Origin of the sequence: Streptomyces sp. NRRL WC-3618 (assembly GCF_001280005.1) — a bacterium.
In the GTDB taxonomy this organism is placed as follows: Bacteria; Actinomycetota; Actinomycetes; order Streptomycetales; family Streptomycetaceae; genus Streptomyces.
Window position 1 is genome coordinate 55,337 of record NZ_LGDW01000348.1, and the last position, 15,190, is coordinate 70,526.

General features: G+C 71.2%; 16 protein-coding genes. 8 read left to right on the forward strand and 8 right to left on the reverse strand.

The genetic code is table 11. From position 1 onward, the window contains the following. The first annotated feature begins 144 nt into the window (after positions 1–144). Together ADL01_RS25565 and ADL01_RS25570 are read left to right on the forward strand one after the other, a co-directional pair. Positions 145–504, forward strand: coding sequence for a DUF779 domain-containing protein (locus ADL01_RS25565; RefSeq protein ID WP_053744435.1), 360 nt, complete (start codon positions 145–147; stop codon positions 502–504). 87 nt (positions 505–591) lie between these two features. Beyond that, the gene (locus tag ADL01_RS25570) at positions 592–1,827 is read left to right on the forward strand and encodes a phosphodiester glycosidase family protein (protein WP_078960754.1); all 1,236 of its coding nucleotides are present in this window, start codon (positions 592–594) and stop codon (positions 1,825–1,827) included. 22 nt (positions 1,828–1,849) lie between these two features. Here the strand turns inward: ADL01_RS25570 and ADL01_RS25575 are convergent, their stop codons facing one another. The 6 genes from ADL01_RS25575 to ADL01_RS25600 form a co-directional block, all read right to left on the reverse strand. Then, positions 1,850–2,044 carry a hypothetical protein gene (locus ADL01_RS25575; RefSeq protein WP_053744360.1) on the reverse strand — a complete coding sequence of 65 codons (195 nt, stop codon included), beginning with the start codon at positions 2,042–2,044 and terminating at the stop codon, positions 1,850–1,852. Positions 2,045–2,201: 157 nt separating this feature from the next. Beyond that, entirely contained in the window at positions 2,202–3,065 is an 864-nt protein-coding gene (locus tag ADL01_RS25580; protein WP_053744361.1) for a phosphatidylinositol-specific phospholipase C/glycerophosphodiester phosphodiesterase family protein, read from the reverse strand. A 185-nt stretch (positions 3,066–3,250) separates the two neighbouring features. Continuing rightward, complete coding sequence (locus ADL01_RS25585) at positions 3,251–4,333, reverse strand: acyl-CoA dehydrogenase family protein (protein ID WP_053744362.1); 1,083 nt, start codon at positions 4,331–4,333, stop codon at positions 3,251–3,253. Continuing rightward, positions 4,330–5,547 carry an acyl-CoA dehydrogenase family protein gene (locus ADL01_RS25590; protein WP_053744363.1) on the reverse strand — a complete coding sequence of 406 codons (1,218 nt, stop codon included), beginning with the start codon at positions 5,545–5,547 and terminating at the stop codon, positions 4,330–4,332. Before ADL01_RS25590 ends, ADL01_RS25585 begins: the two co-directional genes overlap by 4 nt. Beyond that, the gene (locus tag ADL01_RS25595; protein WP_053744364.1) at positions 5,544–6,521 is read right to left on the reverse strand and encodes an NADPH:quinone oxidoreductase family protein; all 978 of its coding nucleotides are present in this window, start codon (positions 6,519–6,521) and stop codon (positions 5,544–5,546) included. The genes ADL01_RS25590 and ADL01_RS25595 overlap by 4 nt, the downstream gene beginning before the upstream one ends. Positions 6,522–6,638: 117 nt before the next feature. Continuing rightward, positions 6,639–7,256 (reverse strand): helix-turn-helix domain-containing protein, encoded by a 618-nt coding sequence (locus tag ADL01_RS25600; RefSeq protein WP_053744365.1) that lies wholly within the window; start codon positions 7,254–7,256, stop codon positions 6,639–6,641. A gap of 77 nt (positions 7,257–7,333) precedes the next feature. On the opposite strand from ADL01_RS25600, the gene ADL01_RS25605 reads away from it, so the two are divergent. The 5 genes from ADL01_RS25605 (at position 7,334) to ADL01_RS25625 (ending at position 12,318) form a co-directional block, all read left to right on the forward strand. After that, positions 7,334–8,275: an NAD(P)/FAD-dependent oxidoreductase gene (locus ADL01_RS25605; protein ID WP_234354792.1), complete on the forward strand. Its 942-nt coding sequence runs from the start codon at positions 7,334–7,336 to the stop codon at positions 8,273–8,275. A 251-nt stretch (positions 8,276–8,526) separates the two neighbouring features. Continuing rightward, a complete protein-coding gene (locus ADL01_RS25610; protein WP_053744366.1) occupies positions 8,527–10,065 on the forward strand; it encodes an ATP-dependent DNA ligase in 1,539 nt (512 codons plus the stop codon). Between the two features lie 20 nt (positions 10,066–10,085). After that, positions 10,086–10,562: an NUDIX domain-containing protein gene (locus tag ADL01_RS25615; protein ID WP_053744438.1), complete on the forward strand. Its 477-nt coding sequence runs from the start codon at positions 10,086–10,088 to the stop codon at positions 10,560–10,562. 99 nt (positions 10,563–10,661) lie between these two features. Then, entirely contained in the window at positions 10,662–12,056 is a 1,395-nt protein-coding gene (locus tag ADL01_RS25620) for an NADP-dependent succinic semialdehyde dehydrogenase (RefSeq protein ID WP_053744367.1), read from the forward strand. Positions 12,057–12,081: 25 nt separating this feature from the next. Then, a complete protein-coding gene (locus ADL01_RS25625) occupies positions 12,082–12,318 on the forward strand; it encodes a DUF6213 family protein (RefSeq protein WP_053744368.1) in 237 nt (78 codons plus the stop codon). Between the two features lie 116 nt (positions 12,319–12,434). On the opposite strand, the gene ADL01_RS25630 is transcribed toward ADL01_RS25625, so the two are convergent. Then, positions 12,435–13,661, reverse strand: a complete 1,227-nt coding sequence (locus tag ADL01_RS25630; protein ID WP_053744369.1) for an acyl-CoA dehydrogenase family protein — start codon at positions 13,659–13,661, stop codon at positions 12,435–12,437. Positions 13,662–13,830: 169 nt separating this feature from the next. Between ADL01_RS25630 and ADL01_RS25635 the strand changes: the two genes are divergently transcribed. Beyond that, positions 13,831–14,475, forward strand: a complete 645-nt coding sequence (locus tag ADL01_RS25635) for a TetR family transcriptional regulator (RefSeq protein ID WP_053744370.1) — start codon at positions 13,831–13,833, stop codon at positions 14,473–14,475. An 80-nt stretch (positions 14,476–14,555) separates the two neighbouring features. On the opposite strand, the gene def is transcribed toward ADL01_RS25635, so the two are convergent. After that, positions 14,556–15,101, reverse strand: coding sequence for a peptide deformylase (gene def, locus ADL01_RS25640; RefSeq protein ID WP_199834925.1), 546 nt, complete (start codon positions 15,099–15,101; stop codon positions 14,556–14,558). Positions 15,102–15,190 lie beyond the last annotated feature (89 nt).

The following is a 15,190-nucleotide window of genomic DNA, read 5'->3' on the forward strand; positions in this document are numbered from 1 at the left end:
GGACGTCCGTCCCCCGAAGGCCGCCTCACCGTGCACCCCCGACACTCGGGTCACGGAGGGGCGGCCTTCGCCGTGCCCGGCCGTGCGCCGCGGCAGCCCGCAACCCTCTCGCAACGTCCCGCGCGGTCCACTCGGGCGGTGAAGATGCCCGAAGAGATCCCGCGCGTCGAACTGACCCCGGCCGCCGCCGAACTGCTGCGGCGGCTGCGCGCGGCGCACGGCCCGCTGATGTTCCACCAGTCGGGCGGCTGCTGCGACGGCAGCGCGCCCATGTGCTTCCCGGCGGGCGAGTTCCGGACCGGCGACTCCGACGTCCTGCTCGCCGAACTGGTGGTCGAGGGGGTCACCGAACCGGTGACGTTCTGGATGTCCCGCAGCCAGTTCGAGGTGTGGTCCCACACGCGCCTGACGGTGGACGTCGTACCGGGCCGGGGCAGCGGTTTCTCCCTGGAGGCACCCGAGGGAGTGCGCTTCCTGATCCGTTCCCATGTAGTCAACACCTAGGCTCCCGCGCGCCCCCGGCGCGGCTCATCGTCATCTGGTGTGCTCCCCCAGCGCCCTGCAACAGTTGACGGGACATCAGGGGGCGGAATGCGTCAGCGGCGACGGTTCAGAACAGTGAGATCCGCGGTTTCGGCAGTCGCGGTGATCGGAACGCTGGCCGGTGCGGCCCTGACAGGGGCGGCACCGGCCAGCGGCGCGCCGAGAGCCGCTCAGATCGCACCGGGCGTGCTCTACGCCCAGTTCGACATCACGGCGGCCAAGGGGGTGACCCATGCCCACCTGCTGAGCGTGGACCTCGCCAACGCGCGGGTCCGGGTCAACCTCCTCCACCCGGGGGCGGTGGCGGCACGGGCCGCCGTCTCCACGATGACCGACGCCCAGGGCGCTGTCGCGGGCGTCAACGGCGACTTCTTCAACATCAACGAGACCCAGCATCCCGGGGTCCCCGCCACGGGCGCGTCCGTGGGCCCGACGATCGCGAGCGGCATGGTACTCAAGGCGGCGGTGCCGGGCGGCCAGCGTTTCGGGCCCTCGATGCCACCCGGCGTCACCACCGGTGCAGTCCTCGGTGTGGGTGTCGACAGAAGGGCCCGGCTGGACGACCTCACCCTGTCGGGCAGTGTCAGAACACCGGCGGGACGCTTCGCGCTCGGCGGTCTCAACCAGTACGCGCTGCCGACGGGGTCCATCGGCGCCTACACCCAGGTCTGGGGCAGCGTCTCCCGGGCGCGGACGGTGTGCGGCACGGACACCGACCGGGCCGCCCCGTGCAGCGCGGACACCTACGAGGTGACCGTGCGGCGCGGCAAGGTCGTACGGATGGCGGACTCCCCCGGCCTCGGCGCCATCGCCGCGGACACCACGGTTCTGGTGGGCCGGGAGGCGGGCGCGCAGCAGTTGCGGAAGCTGTACGTCGGCGCGAAGGTCAAGGTCAAGAGCCGTCTCGTGGCGGCCAGGAGCCGCGTCCCGTACCGCTTCGCCCTCGGCGGCTACCCGGTGCTGCAGGACGGGCGGCCACTGACCGGCCTCGACACCAACACCTCCGCCGTGCGCACCGCCGTGGGCATCGCGAACAGCGGGCGCAAACTGCTGCTGCTCGCGGTGGACGGTGCGCCCGGCTACCGCAGCGGCCTGACGATCGCCGAAGTCGCCGCCACCATGCGGAAGTTGGGCTCGGTGGACGCCTTCAGCCTGGACGGCGGCGGCTCCACGACCTTCGTGGCGAGAGCACCGGGAGCGAGCAGGGTCACCGTACGCAACCATCCGACCGGCGGCGCCGAGCGACCCGTCCCGAACGCCATCGGAGTCTTCCTGACGTCCTGACGGCGACCTCAGGGTGTGAGGGTCAGGGCCTGAGGCTGCTCACCATGTCGGTCGTCGCCGTGAGCCCGCTGTGGATGGTCGGCGCCATGTTCGTGCTGGCCAGATAGAACCCGAGCAGCACACAGACCACGGCGTGGCTGGGCTTCAGCGCTCCGTTGCGCAGAAAGACCACCGCCAGGATCAGGAGCAGCACCACCACAGAGATGGAAATGGCCATCGTCAACCTCCTCCGCCACGCCGGTTTCGCGGCTTTAGGCCGCAAGTGTGGCGTAGCGGAGGGTTCGTCCGTGCGGCTGACGTGTCGGCCGAACGTGTGGTCTCTCACGAGTACTACGGCATGACTACGGCACGACGACGCCATGCCTGCACCACGCCTACGGCGTCTCGTGGCCGTCGAGGAACGCTTCGAGCCCGGTCAGGTCGTCCGTGTTGAGGTAGTCGACCCCGGCGGCGAGGAGTTCGCCCCAGAGCGCGTCCCGAGCCGGGCCGGCCGCGTCGGGCGTGGCCCAGAAGCGCACCTGCTGCCCACGGGCATGGGCCGCCGAGACGATGCCGTTCAGCTTGGCGCGCTCGGCCTCCGGGAACGTACCGATGCCGAGCCAGGTGAAGTTGAGCGTCCAGTTGTCGGAGATCAGCGGCACGAAGGAGGCGGGCGCCGACGTGGCGAGGTCGGCGAGACGCCCGTCGTAGAAGGCCCGCCGTACGCTCTGGGCCTCCATGGGCCCCCGGGCGGCGCGGTCGCCCGAGATCACGGCGGTGACCGGGCCGGGATGGACGCGGCCGTGGGCGTACGTGGTGAACAGGCCCGGGTAGCGGCGGAGATGGCGGTCGAGTTCGCGATACGTCGACGAGCCCTCGGTCTTGATGTCGACGAGGAGCTGGAGCGGCCGACGGTAACCCCGGTACACGGAGCCGTGGTTGGCCTTGACGCGGGCGGCGAGGGTGTCCAGGTAGAGGGATTCGAGGGTACGGGCCGGGTCGAGGTCCGCCGGGTCGTGGGCGACGAGGAGCTGGTCGCCGGCGAGGTGGATGTCGGCCTCGACGCTGTCGAAGCGGTGGTCGAGGGCGTCGAGGAGGGGACGTGGGTGCTCGTAGTCGTTGTGGGCGTGGGCGCGCCACAACGGGCGCGGACCGTATGTCGGTTCTCCAGCGACGGCACGCGCGGCGGGCAGGGCGACGCTGCCCGCGAGGACGGCACCGAAGGCGGTGAGGGCTCTGCGACGGGTGGTGGGGGCCATGCGGCTGCCTCCCGGGTGGGGCCGGTGGTGGACCCACCGAGTATGCGAGCCGGAAGGGGGCAAGGGGCAGCGCCGGACGGGGAGTTGGCCGGACCAACGTCGTTCGTTCACTTGGCCGGCCGTACCAGCACGGGAAAGCCCGCCCCGGTTGGGGCGGGCTTTCACCGCGCTTCTCCAGGTGTACGTCAGGGGGCGCGCAGGTCGACCAGGTCGGCCAGCGCCTCCCGGTGGGCGCCCGCCGTGCCGTACGCGAGGGAGTCGGCCTTCGCCCGCTTCAGGTACAGGTGGACCGGGTGCTCCCAGGTCATCCCGATCCCGCCGTGCAGTTGCAGCGCCTCCTCGGCCGTGCGGACGGCGACGGGGGCCGCGTAGGCCTGGGCGACGGCGACCGCCACATCGGCGTCGACTCCGTTCGCCAGGGCGTCGGCCGCGTTGCGGGCGGCGGCCCGCAGGCTGACGACCTCCAGCCACAGCTGGGCGAGCCGGTGCTTGAGCGCCTGGAAGCCGCCGACGGGCCGGTTGAACTGCGTGCGCTCCTTGAGATAACGGACCGTCTCGGTCAACGTCCACTCGGCGAGGCCGAGTTGCTCGGAGGCGAGCAGTCCGGCCCCGGCCCGCAGGGCCCGGCGTACGGCGGGTTCGGCGTCGCCCAGCAGCCGGGCCGGCGCTCCGTCGAGGGTGACCGTGGCGACCGGCCGGGTGAGGTCGAGGGAGACCTGCGGGGTGACGGTGGCCGCGGCGGCGTCCACCGCGTACAGGCCGCCGTCGTCGGCGGGCACCAGCAGCACATCGGCGACGGCCGCGTCCGCGATGCCGGTCAACTCCCCATGCAGGCCGCCGTCCTCGAACCGTACGACCTTGTAGGCACTGCCGGCGGGAACGCTCAGCGAGACCGCGAGGGCGCCGATCGTCGTCGCGGACGCCAGCTGGGACAGCAGGTCCTCGGTCCCGCACTCCAGCAGCGCCTCGGTGGCGACGACGGCACTGGTCAGATACGGGACGGGGGCGACCGCACGCCCCAACTCCTCCAGCACGACGGCGACTTCCCGGTGGGTGGCGCCCTGACCGTCCAGTTCCTCGGGGACGAGCAGGCCGGCGAGGCCCATTCCCCCGGCGAGGGCCTTCCAGAGCGGGATGTCGTGCGGGGTGTCCGACTCGACGCGCGCGATCACACCGGCCGCGTCGCAGTGGTCGGCCAGCAGGTCGCGGACGGCCGCGCGGAGGGCGTCCTCCTCCTCCGAGTACAACAGGTCGGGCTGCGTGCTCATCGGGCGAGGTCCTTCCAGGCGACGTCCTTGTCGGTGCGCGGTTCGCTGGGCAGGCCCAGGACGCGTTCGGCGACGATGTTCAGCAGGACCTCGCTGGTCCCGCCCTCGATGCTGTTGCCCTTGGAGCGGAGGTAGCGGTACCCGGCGTCGCGGCCGACGAAGTCGACCAGTTCGGGCCTGCGCATGGTCCAGTCCTCGTACAACAGGCCTTCCTCGCCGAGGAGTTCGACCTCCAAGCCGCTGATCTCCTGGTTGAGGCGGGCGAAGGAGAGCTTCATGCCCGCGCCCTCGGGACCGGGCTGGCCGACGACGAGCTGCTGGCGCAGCCGCTCCCCCGCCAGCCGGGCGACCTCGGCCTCGACCCACAGCTTGAGCAGGCGTTGATGCAGGTCGGGGGTGCGCAGCTCCGGGCGCTCGCGCCAGGTCTTCGTGACCGGGCCGATCATGCCGCCCTCGCGGGGCAGCCGCATTCCGCCGATGGCCACGCGTTCGTTGTTCAGCGTGGTCTGCGCGACCCGCCAGCCGTCACCGACCTCACCGAGGCGATGGGCGTCCGGGATACGGACGTCGGTCAGGAACACCTCGTTGAACTCGGCCTCGCCGGTGACCTGCCGCAGCGGCCGCACGTCGACGCCCGGGTCGGTCATGTCGCAGACGAAGTAGGTGATGCCCTTGTGCTTGGGCACCTCCGGGTCGGTGCGGGCGATGAGGATGGCCCAGCGGGCGAGATGGGCGCTGGACGTCCACACCTTCTGCCCGTTGACGATCCAGTCTCCCCCACTCTGGGCTTCGCTCGAGCGGGAGGGGCCCCCATCGGACCGCACGGCCCGAGTGCCCAGCGCGGCGAGGTCGGAGCCGGCCCCCGGCTCGGAGAACAGCTGGCACCAGACCTCCTCCCCCACCCACAACGGCCGCAGGAACCGCCGCTTCTGCTCCTCCGTGCCGTAGCGGAGGATGGTCGGGGCGGCCATGCCCAGGCCGATACCGATGCGCCGGGGGTCGTTGTCGGGAGCCCCCGCGGCCTCCAACTCGGCGTCCACGACGGCCTGGAGGGCGCGTGGCGCACCGAGCCCGCCCAGCCCTTCCGGGTAGTGCACCCAGGCGAGCCCGGCGTCGAAGCGGGCCTTGAGAAAGTCGATCCGGTCGGTACTGGCAGGCGGCTTCGCAGCCAGCAACTCCCGTGTCCGGCGGGTGAGTTCAGCGGCGTCGGTCATGCGGCGGCTCCGTTCTCCAGCGACGGCAGCACGGCGACCCGGCCGGTGGTGACGCCGTCGGCGACGCGCTGCACGGCGGCCGAGGCACCGCTCAGCGGCACGCGCTCGCTCACCAGCGGCGTGATGGCGCCCCGGGCGGCCAGCTCGGTGAGCTGCTCGTGGCAGTGCTGGACCAGCTTGGGGTTCTTGGTGTTGTACAGGCCCCAGTGCAGTCCGAGGATCGAGTAGTTCTTCACGAGGGCGTGGTTGAGGGCAGGGCTGGGAATGGCCCCGCTCGCGAACCCGACGACCACGATCCGCCCCTCGAAGGCGACGACCTTGGTGGACTGGGTGTAGGCCTCCCCGCCGACGGGGTCGTAGACCACGTCGACACCGCGTCCGCCGGTGGCCTCCTTCACCGCGCCGACGACGTTCTCCGTACGCCGGTCGATGACGATGTCGCAGCCCAACTCCCGTGCCACGGACACCTTCTCGGCTCCGCCGACGACGCCGATGACGGTGGCCCCGGCAGCCTTCCCGAGCTGTACGGCCGCGCTGCCGACCCCGCCCGCGGCGGCGTGCACGAGCAGTGTCTCGCCCGCTTCCAGGGCGGCCCGCCGGTGCAGTCCGAACCAGCCTGTCTGGTAGCCGATGAGGAGGGCGGCGGCCTCGGCGTCGTCCAGCGACTCGGGGGCCGGGAACAGCCCGCGGGAGTCCGCGACGACGTACTCGGCGAAACCGCCGTACGGCAGCGCGGGGTTCCCGATCACCCGGCGGCCGTCCTCGGTCTCGCCGCAGATCTCCACCCCGGGAGTGAACGGCAACGGCGGCCTGACCTGGTACTCCCCACGGCACATCAGCACGTCCGGGAAGTTGATGGTCGCGGCACGCACCTTCAGCAGCACCTGGCCCTCGCCGGGCACCGGCCGCTCCACGTCACCGAGAGCCATCACCTCGCCCGGCTCACCGTTCCGGTGCACTTGCCATGCCTGCATGGGGGGCCTCCAACGGGACTGCGTTCGCTTGTTCGCCTGACCGGACTCGACCGCATACTAAGCGGTCGCTTGCAGATCAGGGAACCGTCGAGGGCAGGTCCGCTCCCGTCACGTACGTCACGCCTGCTCGCCTCTCGCACGGGCGGGGCGCGCCCGTACGTGCATCCGCTCCCCCTGCGGCCCGAACAGGCTGAGGAACTCCGCGGGGCCCTCCCCGGTCGCCCCGAACCAGTGCGGCACGCGGGTGTCGAACTCGGCGGCCTCCCCCGGCCCGAGCACCACGTCGTGCTCGCCGAGCACGAGCCGCAGCCGCCCCGCCAGCACGTACACCCACTCGTACCCCTCGTGCGTACGCGGGTCCGGCTCCTGATTGCTCTCCGGCAGGATCACCTTGAACGCCTGGAGGCCGCCCGGCTGCCGGGTGAGCGGGAGATACGTCCGCCCGTGCCGCACGATCGGCTTTGCCCGCACCCGGGGGTCGTCGACCGGCGGGGCGCCGACCAGCTCGTCGAGAGCCACCCGGTGCGCCCGCGCGATGGGCAGCAGCAGCTCCAGACTGGGGCGCCGCAGTCCCGACTCCAGCCGCGACAGCGTACTGACGGAGATCCCGGTGGTGGCCGACAGCCCCGCGAGCGTCGCCCCCCGCTCCTTGCGGATCCGCCGCAGCCGGGGCCCCACGTCGGCAAGAACCTGGTCGGTGGCGAGGCCGTCGTTCGTGTCGTTCGTGTCGTCCATGCCGTCATTGCAGTTTCGGCAAAGAGGTTTGTCAATACGGCAGCACCGGCGTGACGCTCGCGGTGGAGGTGGTCACCATGACCGAGCAGTACGAGGCCGACGCATACGAGGTCGTCGTCATCGGAGGCGGTGCGGCCGGGCTGTCGGCGGCGCTGGTCCTCGGCCGGGCCCGTTGCCGCACGCTGGTCGTCGACGCGGGCGAGCCGCGCAACGCTCCGGCGGCGCACATGCAGGGCTATCTGTCCCGCGACGGCATGCCACCGGCCGAGTTCCTGGCGGTGGGGCGCGAGGAGATCGCGCGGTACGGGGTGGAGCTGGTCGCGGGCAGGGTGATGGACGTCGCCAAGGGCGAGGACTTCACGCTGACGCTGGCCGACGGGGACCGGACCGTACGTGCCCGACGGCTCGTCGTCGCGACGGGGCTGCGGGACGAACTCCCCGCCGTACCTGGCGTCGCCGAGCATTTCGGGCGGGACGTGCTGCACTGTCCGTTCTGCCACGGCTGGGAGGTGCGGGACCGGGCGTTCGGCGTGCTGGCCTCGACCTCGGCCGGCGTGCACCAGGCGATGCTGGTCGCCCGGTGGTCGAAGGACGTGACCCTGTTCCTGCACACGGTCACGGAGGACGAACTCACCGACGAGGCCCTGCGCGGGCTCGCGAGGGCAGGGGTGACGGTCGTCCCCGGCGAGGTCGAGCGCCTGACGACGGACGCCGGCCGGGTCACCGGCGTACGCCTCAGGAACGGCACGACGCACGCCCGCGAGACGGTGTTCGTCGCACCCCGGGCCGTTCCGCGCAACGCCCTGTTCGAGACCCTGGGCGCGGAACTGACGGAAACCCCGTTCGGCACGTACCCCAAGGTGGACGCGACAGGCCTGACGACCGTGCCGGGTGTCTGGGCGGCGGGGAACGCGATCGGCTTCGCCGAGCAGGTGATCCACGCGGCGAGTGGCGGCTACCGCGCGGCCGCGGCGATCGTGGCGGACCTGGTGTTCGCGGAGGTGCCGCCGGGCGCGTGAGGCGTCCAGGAACTGGCCGTCGTCCCTGTATGCGGCGCTTGGATGGGTGACACCGTGAACCACTGCGTCAACGGCAACGTGCTCTCCCACCAGGAAGTCGCACCAGGAAGTCGCACCAGGTAGTCGCACCAGGTAGTCAGTCGCACGAGGGAGTCGCCATCCCGCCCCGGCGGCCTGAGCACCGGCCGCCGGGGCGGGGCACCGATGCCCGCCCGGATGTGCATCCGCCACCCCCGTTGCACCATGGCTGCATGCTGCTGAGCAGGCTCGCCCACGTGTCCCAGGAGGTCGCCGCCACCTCCGCCCGGTCGCACAAGATCGCCCTGCTGGCCGAGCTGTTCCGGGACGCCGGCCCGGAAGACGTTCCGATCGTCATCCCTTATCTCGCCGGGCGGCTGCCGCAGGGCCGGCTCGGTATCGGCTGGAAGGTGCTGGACCAGCAGGTTCCCCCCGCCGCCGAACCCTCCCTCACCGTCCTCGACGTCGACGCCCGGCTCACCGCGATCGGCGCGGTCACCGGAGCGGGCTCGCAGGCCGAACGGGGGCGCCTGGTGGGCGAGTTGCTGGCAGCCGCCACCGCGGACGAGCAGCGGTTCCTGTTCGCGCTGATCACCGGTGAGGTACGGCAGGGCGCCCTGGACGCGGTCGCCGTGGAAGGGCTCGCGGCGGCCACCGAGGCCCCGCCGGCGGACGTACGGCGGGCGGTGATGCTCGCCGGATCGATCCAGCCCGTCGCGCAGGCCCTGCTCGCCGACGGACCCACGGCCCTCGCCCGTTTCCGGCTCACCGTGGGCCGGCCCGTCCTGCCAATGCTCGCGCACAGCGCCACCTCGGTCGCGGAGGCCGTCGAGAAGCTCGGGGCCTGTGCCGTCGAGGAGAAACTGGACGGCATCCGGGTCCAGGTCCACCGGGACGGCGACGACGTACGGCTCTACACCCGCACTCTCGACGACATCACCGACAGACTGCCCGAACTGACCACGGCCGCACGGACGTTGAGAGGCGAGCGGTTCATCCTGGACGGCGAGGTCATCGCCTTCGACACGGCCGGCCGCCCGCGGTCCTTCCAGGAGACCGCCGGGCGCGTCGGCTCACGCGTGGACGTGGAAACGGCCGCCCGGGACGTCCCCGTCTCCCCCGTCTTCTTCGACGCCCTGTCGGTCGACGGCCACGACCTCCTCGACCTGCCCTTCGCCGAACGGCACACCGCTCTGGCCCGTCTGGTCCCCGAGCCGATGCGCGTACGGCGTCTGCTCGTCGGCGGCCCCGCCGACCTGCCCGCCGCCGAGGAGTTCCTCGCCGACACCCTCGCGCGCGGCCACGAGGGCGTCGTGGTCAAGGCCCTCGACGCCCCCTACAGCGCGGGCCGGCGCGGTGCGGCCTGGCTGAAGGTCAAGCCCGTACACACGCTCGATCTGGTGGTGCTGGCGGCCGAGTGGGGCCATGGACGCCGTACCGGCAAGCTGTCGAACCTCCACCTCGGGGCCCGCAACCCCGACGGGTCCTTCGCCATGCTCGGCAAGACCTTCAAGGGCATGACCGACGCGATGCTGACCTGGCAGACCGAACGGCTCCAGGCGCTGGCCGTGTCGGACGACGGCTGGGTGGTGACCGTACGGCCCGAACTGGTCGTCGAGATCGCCTACGACGGCCTGCAGCGCTCCACCCGCTATCCGGCCGGCGTCACCCTCCGCTTCGCCCGCGTCGTCCGCTACCGCGAGGACAAGACGCCGGAAGAGGCGGACACCGTACAGACCCTGCTGGCCGCGCACCCGGAGGTGGCCCCGTGACCAAGAGGGCGACAGCGAGGCTGCGGCGCAGCGCCGGTCTGCTGCTGTTCCGGCGGGCCGCGCCCGGTCGGGAGACCGACGGTCTGGAGGTGCTGCTCGGGCACATGGGCGGGCCCTTCTTCGCCGGTCGCGAGGCCGGGGCCTGGACCATTCCCAAGGGTGAGCACCCGGACGGGGAGACGGCCTGGGACGCGGCGCGCCGCGAGTTCCGGGAGGAACTGGGGCTGGCGCCGCCCGAGGGCGAGGCCGTGCCGCTCGGTGAGGTCCGGCAGGCCGGCGGGAAGGTCGTCACGGCGTGGGCGGTCGAGGCGGACCTCGATCCGGCGGCCGTGGTGCCGGGCACGTTCCGGATGGAGTGGCCCCGGGGATCGGGGCAGGAGCGGGAGTTTCCCGAGCTGGACCGGGTGCGGTGGTTCGGGCTCGATGCGGCGCGGGCGGTGATCGTGAAGACGCAGGGCGGGTTTCTGGACCGGCTGACGGAGCACTCGGAGCGCTGAGACCGCGCCGGTGGTCGGCGTCGTACGCGTTGCGGGGGCCATCGACGCGCGGGAAGGTCGAGGGACAGCCCTCGAGCAACCTCGAGCAGGAGGCACGGTATGCCCATCGCGACGGTGAACCCGGCGAACGGCGAGACGCTCAAAACGTACGAGGCGATGCACGGCGAGGAGATCGAGCGCAGGCTCGCGACCGCCGACGCCGCGTTCCGTACGTACCGCACGACCGGTTTCGCCGAGCGCGCCCGGCTGCTGGGCCGGGCCGCCGGGCTGCTCGACGAGGACCGGGACGACATCGCCCGCACCATGACGCTGGAGATGGGCAAGCCGATCGCGCAGGCCCGCGCGGAGGCCGCGAAGTGCGCGAAGGCGATGCGCTGGTACGCCGAGCACGCCGAGGAGCTTCTCGCCGACGAGGAACCCTCCGCTGCCGACGTCAAGGACTCCGGGGGCTCCCGTGCCGTGGTCCGTTACCGTCCGCTCGGCCCCGTGCTCGCGGTGATGCCGTGGAACTTCCCGCTCTGGCAGGTGATCCGCTTCGCCGCGCCGGCGCTGATGGCGGGCAACGTGGGCCTGCTCAAGCACGCCTCGAACGTGCCGCAGACCGCCCTCTATCTGGAGGACCTGTTCCGCAGGGCGGGCTACCCCGAGGGCTGCTTCCAGACGCTGCTGATCGGGTCGGGCGCCGTCGAGGACATCCTGCGCGACCCCCGGGTGCGGGCGGCCACGCTCACCGGCAGCGAGCCCGCCGGACGCGCGGTGGCGTCCGTCGCCGGGGACGAGGTCAAGCGGACGGTGCTGGAGCTCGGCGGCAGCGACCCCTACATCGTCCTGGCGTCCGCCGATGTCGAACGGGCCGCGCAGGTCGCGGTGACTGCGCGTGTGCAGAACAACGGGCAGTCGTGCATCGCCGCCAAGCGGTTCATCGTGCACACGGACGTCTTCGACGCGTTCGCGGAACGCTTCTCGACAGCCATGGCCGCGCTGAAGGTCGGCGATCCGCTGGCCGAGGACACGGAGGTCGGGCCGCTCTCCAGTGAACGAGGGCGCGAGGATCTGGAGGCGCTGGTGGACGAGGCGGTGGAGAGCGGCGCGACGATTCTGTGCGGTGGCGAACGTCCCGAGGGGTTCATGGACCGCGGCTGGTACTACGCGCCGACGGTCCTCGCCGACGTCACAAGCGAGATGCGCATTCACCAGGAGGAGACGTTCGGCCCGGTCGCGACGCTGTATCGCGCCGCCGATCTCGAGGAGGCGTTGGCGATCGCCAACGACACGCCTTTCGGCCTCAGTTCGAACGTGTGGACCCGTGACGAGGCCGAGGTGGACCGTCTCGTGCGGGACCTGGAGGCGGGCGGCGTGTTCGTCAACGGGATGACCGCGTCACACCCGGCGTTCCCGTTCGGTGGGGTCAAGCGGTCCGGATACGGGCGTGAGCTGTCGGGACACGGAATCCGCGAGTTCTGCAACATCACCACGGTATGGCACGGAGCGTGAGCGTTCCGCGGTTACGATCGCCCCTGTGAACCGCGAAGTGACTCTGCCTCTGATCGTCGACGACCGCGGCACGTTGCAGGTTGCCGCCTCCGACGTCAGCAAACTGCTGCGCACGGTCGGCGGCCGCTGGCTGCATCTCGTGGAGGCCGGCCAGGACCTCGACGAGGACACGGTGGCCGCCCTCACCATCGAACTAGCCAAACTGGCCGACCGAATCGACGTGGCCTGCATCGCCCACAGCAGCGGCAGCACATCCGGGTAGCGGGTGCGCTGACCGGCCGTCGTTTAAGGGCGCGGGGCTCTGACATGTGCGGCTCCGCCGCGGGGCGCGACAAGCCACAACGCACCCGCAGCCCGAAACCCGCACCCCCCACGGCGCTACCGAATCGGCATCCCCGACAGAGTCCGCGCGATCACCAGCCGCTGGATCTCACTCGTACCCTCAAAGATCGTGTAGATCGCCGCATCCCGGTGCATCCGCTCGACCGGGTACTCCCGGGTGTACCCGTTCCCCCCGAGTATCTGAATCGCCTGCCCAGTAACCTTCTTCGCCGTCTCACTCGCGAACAGCTTCGACATCGACCCCTCCGCCGCCGTGAACGGCTTCCCGTTGATCGCCATCCACGACGCCCGCCACGTCAGCAGCCGCGCCGCGTCGATGGACGTACGCATGTCGGCGAGCTGGAAGGCGACCCCCTGGTTGTCGATGATCGGGCGGCCGAACTGCTCACGCGTCTTGGCGTAGTCGAGGGCGACCTCGTACGCCGCCCGGGCGGTGCCCACGGCCATCGCCGCGACGGCGGGACGGCTCGCCTCGAACGTGGCCATCGCCGCGTTCTTCACGCGCTCGCCGCCGGACTTCGCGCGCTCGCGGGCCCGGGCGAGGCGCTCGTCGAGCTTCTGCTTGCCGCCGAGCAGGCAGGAGCCGGGGACGCGCACGTTCTCCAGGACGACCTCGGCGGTGTGCGAGGCGCGGATGCCGTGCTTCTTGAACTTCTGGCCCTGGGACAGGCCGGGCGTGTTCGGCGGCACGATGAACGAGGCGTGGCCCTTGGAGCCCAGGTCCGCGTCGACCACGGCCACGACCACGTGGACGTTGGCGATGCCGCCGTTGGTCGCCCAGGTCTTCGTACCGTTGAGGACCCACTCGTCCTTGGCCTCGTCGTACACGGCACGCGTGCGCATGGAGGCGACGTCGGAGCCGGCGTCCGGCTCGGAGGAGCAGAAGGCGGCGACCTTGACGTCGGCCGCGTCACCGTACATCTGCGGTATCCAGGTACCGATCTGCTCCTCGGTGCCGTTGGCGAGGACGCCCACGGCGGCGAGGCCGGTGCCGACGATGGAGAGGGCGATGCCCGCGTCACCCCAGAAGAGTTCCTCCATGGCCATCGGGATACCGAGGCCGGTGGGGTCGAAGTACTGCTGGGCGTAGAAGTCCAGGGAGTAGATGCCGACCTTCGCGGCCTCCTGGATGACCGGCCAGGGAGTCTCCTCGCGCTCGTCCCACTCGGCGGCGGCGGGGCGGATCACGTCAGCGGCGAACCCGTGGAGCCAGTCGCGGACCTCCCTCTGTTCGTCGTTGAGCTCCATGGTGAATTCGGCCATGACCCCTCCATCGCTGCACTAGCATGTTACCTACGGTAACCAGAGTCTGTTACTCGCCGGTAGGAAAGTCAACTCCCCGTCCACGGTCGGCAGCCCGTTCGATCCGCATAAGCCGATCAGTGCTAGTTTGCGCAAGCGTCACCGATATCAGCACGGGTGGGGAGAAACCATGGACACCACGCAGCAGAACGATCAGCAGCGGTCCGCCGACCGCCGCCGGCGCGAGCTGCTGGAAGCCGCGGACCGAGTGGTGCTGCGCGACGGCCCCGGCGCGTCGATGAACGCCATCGCCGCCGAGGCGGGCATCACCAAACCGATCCTCTACCGCCACTTCGGCGACAAGGGCGGACTTTACGCCGCCCTGGCCAAGCGGCACACCGACGCCCTGCTCAACTCCCTGCGGGCCGCGCTGGACGCTCCGGCGGAGCGGCGGGAACGGGTCGAGGCCACGTTGGACACCTACCTCGCGGCAATCGAGGCGCGGCCTCAGGTGTACCGGTTCCTGATGCACCCCGCCGACGGAGTGTCACCCGGCGATCCCGGGTTCGATGTGCGCAAGCACTCGTTGCCGTTGCTGCGGCTGATGGGCGAGGAGTTGGCCCAGGTGATCGAGGATCGGCTGGATCTTGGTCCCGGCAGCCAGCAGCTGGCTCGGGTGTGGGGGCACGGGATAGTCGGGATGATGCATGCGGCTGGGGACTGGTGGTTGGGTGAACGGCCCTGCGCGCGGGCCGAGTTGGTGCGGAGTCTGGCTGATTTGCTGTGGGGGCGGTTGGCTGCCGCCGGGGACCGTGTCGGGGGTCCGGGGTTCTGAGGGGTTGTGTTTCGGGTGCGGGTGCGTTGTGGCTTGTCGCGCCCCGCGGCGGAGCCGCAAATGTCACAGCCCCGCGCCCCTTATTGTGCCCGGTGCCACGAAGCGCCGGCCGCCTGTCGCATGAGCCTCTTGTGGCGCCAGCCCTTTACGCGGTCCGCGTACGTTCTGCCCTCCAAGTGGTCCGTCTCGTGTTGGAGGCATCTCGCGAAGAAGCCCGTGCCCTCGATGCGTACCGGGTCGCCTGTTGTCGTGAAGCCCTCGACCACCGCCTCGTCGTGGCGTTCGGTGCCCGCCTCCAGGCCCGGGAGGGACAGGCAGCCTTCGGGTCCACGGAGGACCAGCCCGGTCGCCTCGACCAGGCGGGGGTTGACCACATGGCCGACGTGGCGGACGTCCTCGTCGTCGGGGCAGTCGTAGACGAAGACCCTCAGGGCGCTGCCGATCTGGTTCGCGGCGAGGCCCACGCCCTGGGCGGCGTACATCGTCGCGAACATGTCCTCGACGAGTGCGGCGAGTTCGGCGTCGAAGTGTGAGACTTCCGCGCAGGGGGTGTGCAGAACGGGGTCGCCGAGCAGTGTCAGGGGGCGAACGCGCCCTCGGGTACCCGGGATGGAGCCTGGTCGCATGGCCGCAAGGGTACGGTCACCCATGTCGCGCGGGCGCCGTGGTGGTGCCGCGATGCGGATCCCGTCAAAGGATCTCGATAGGCTGAGGT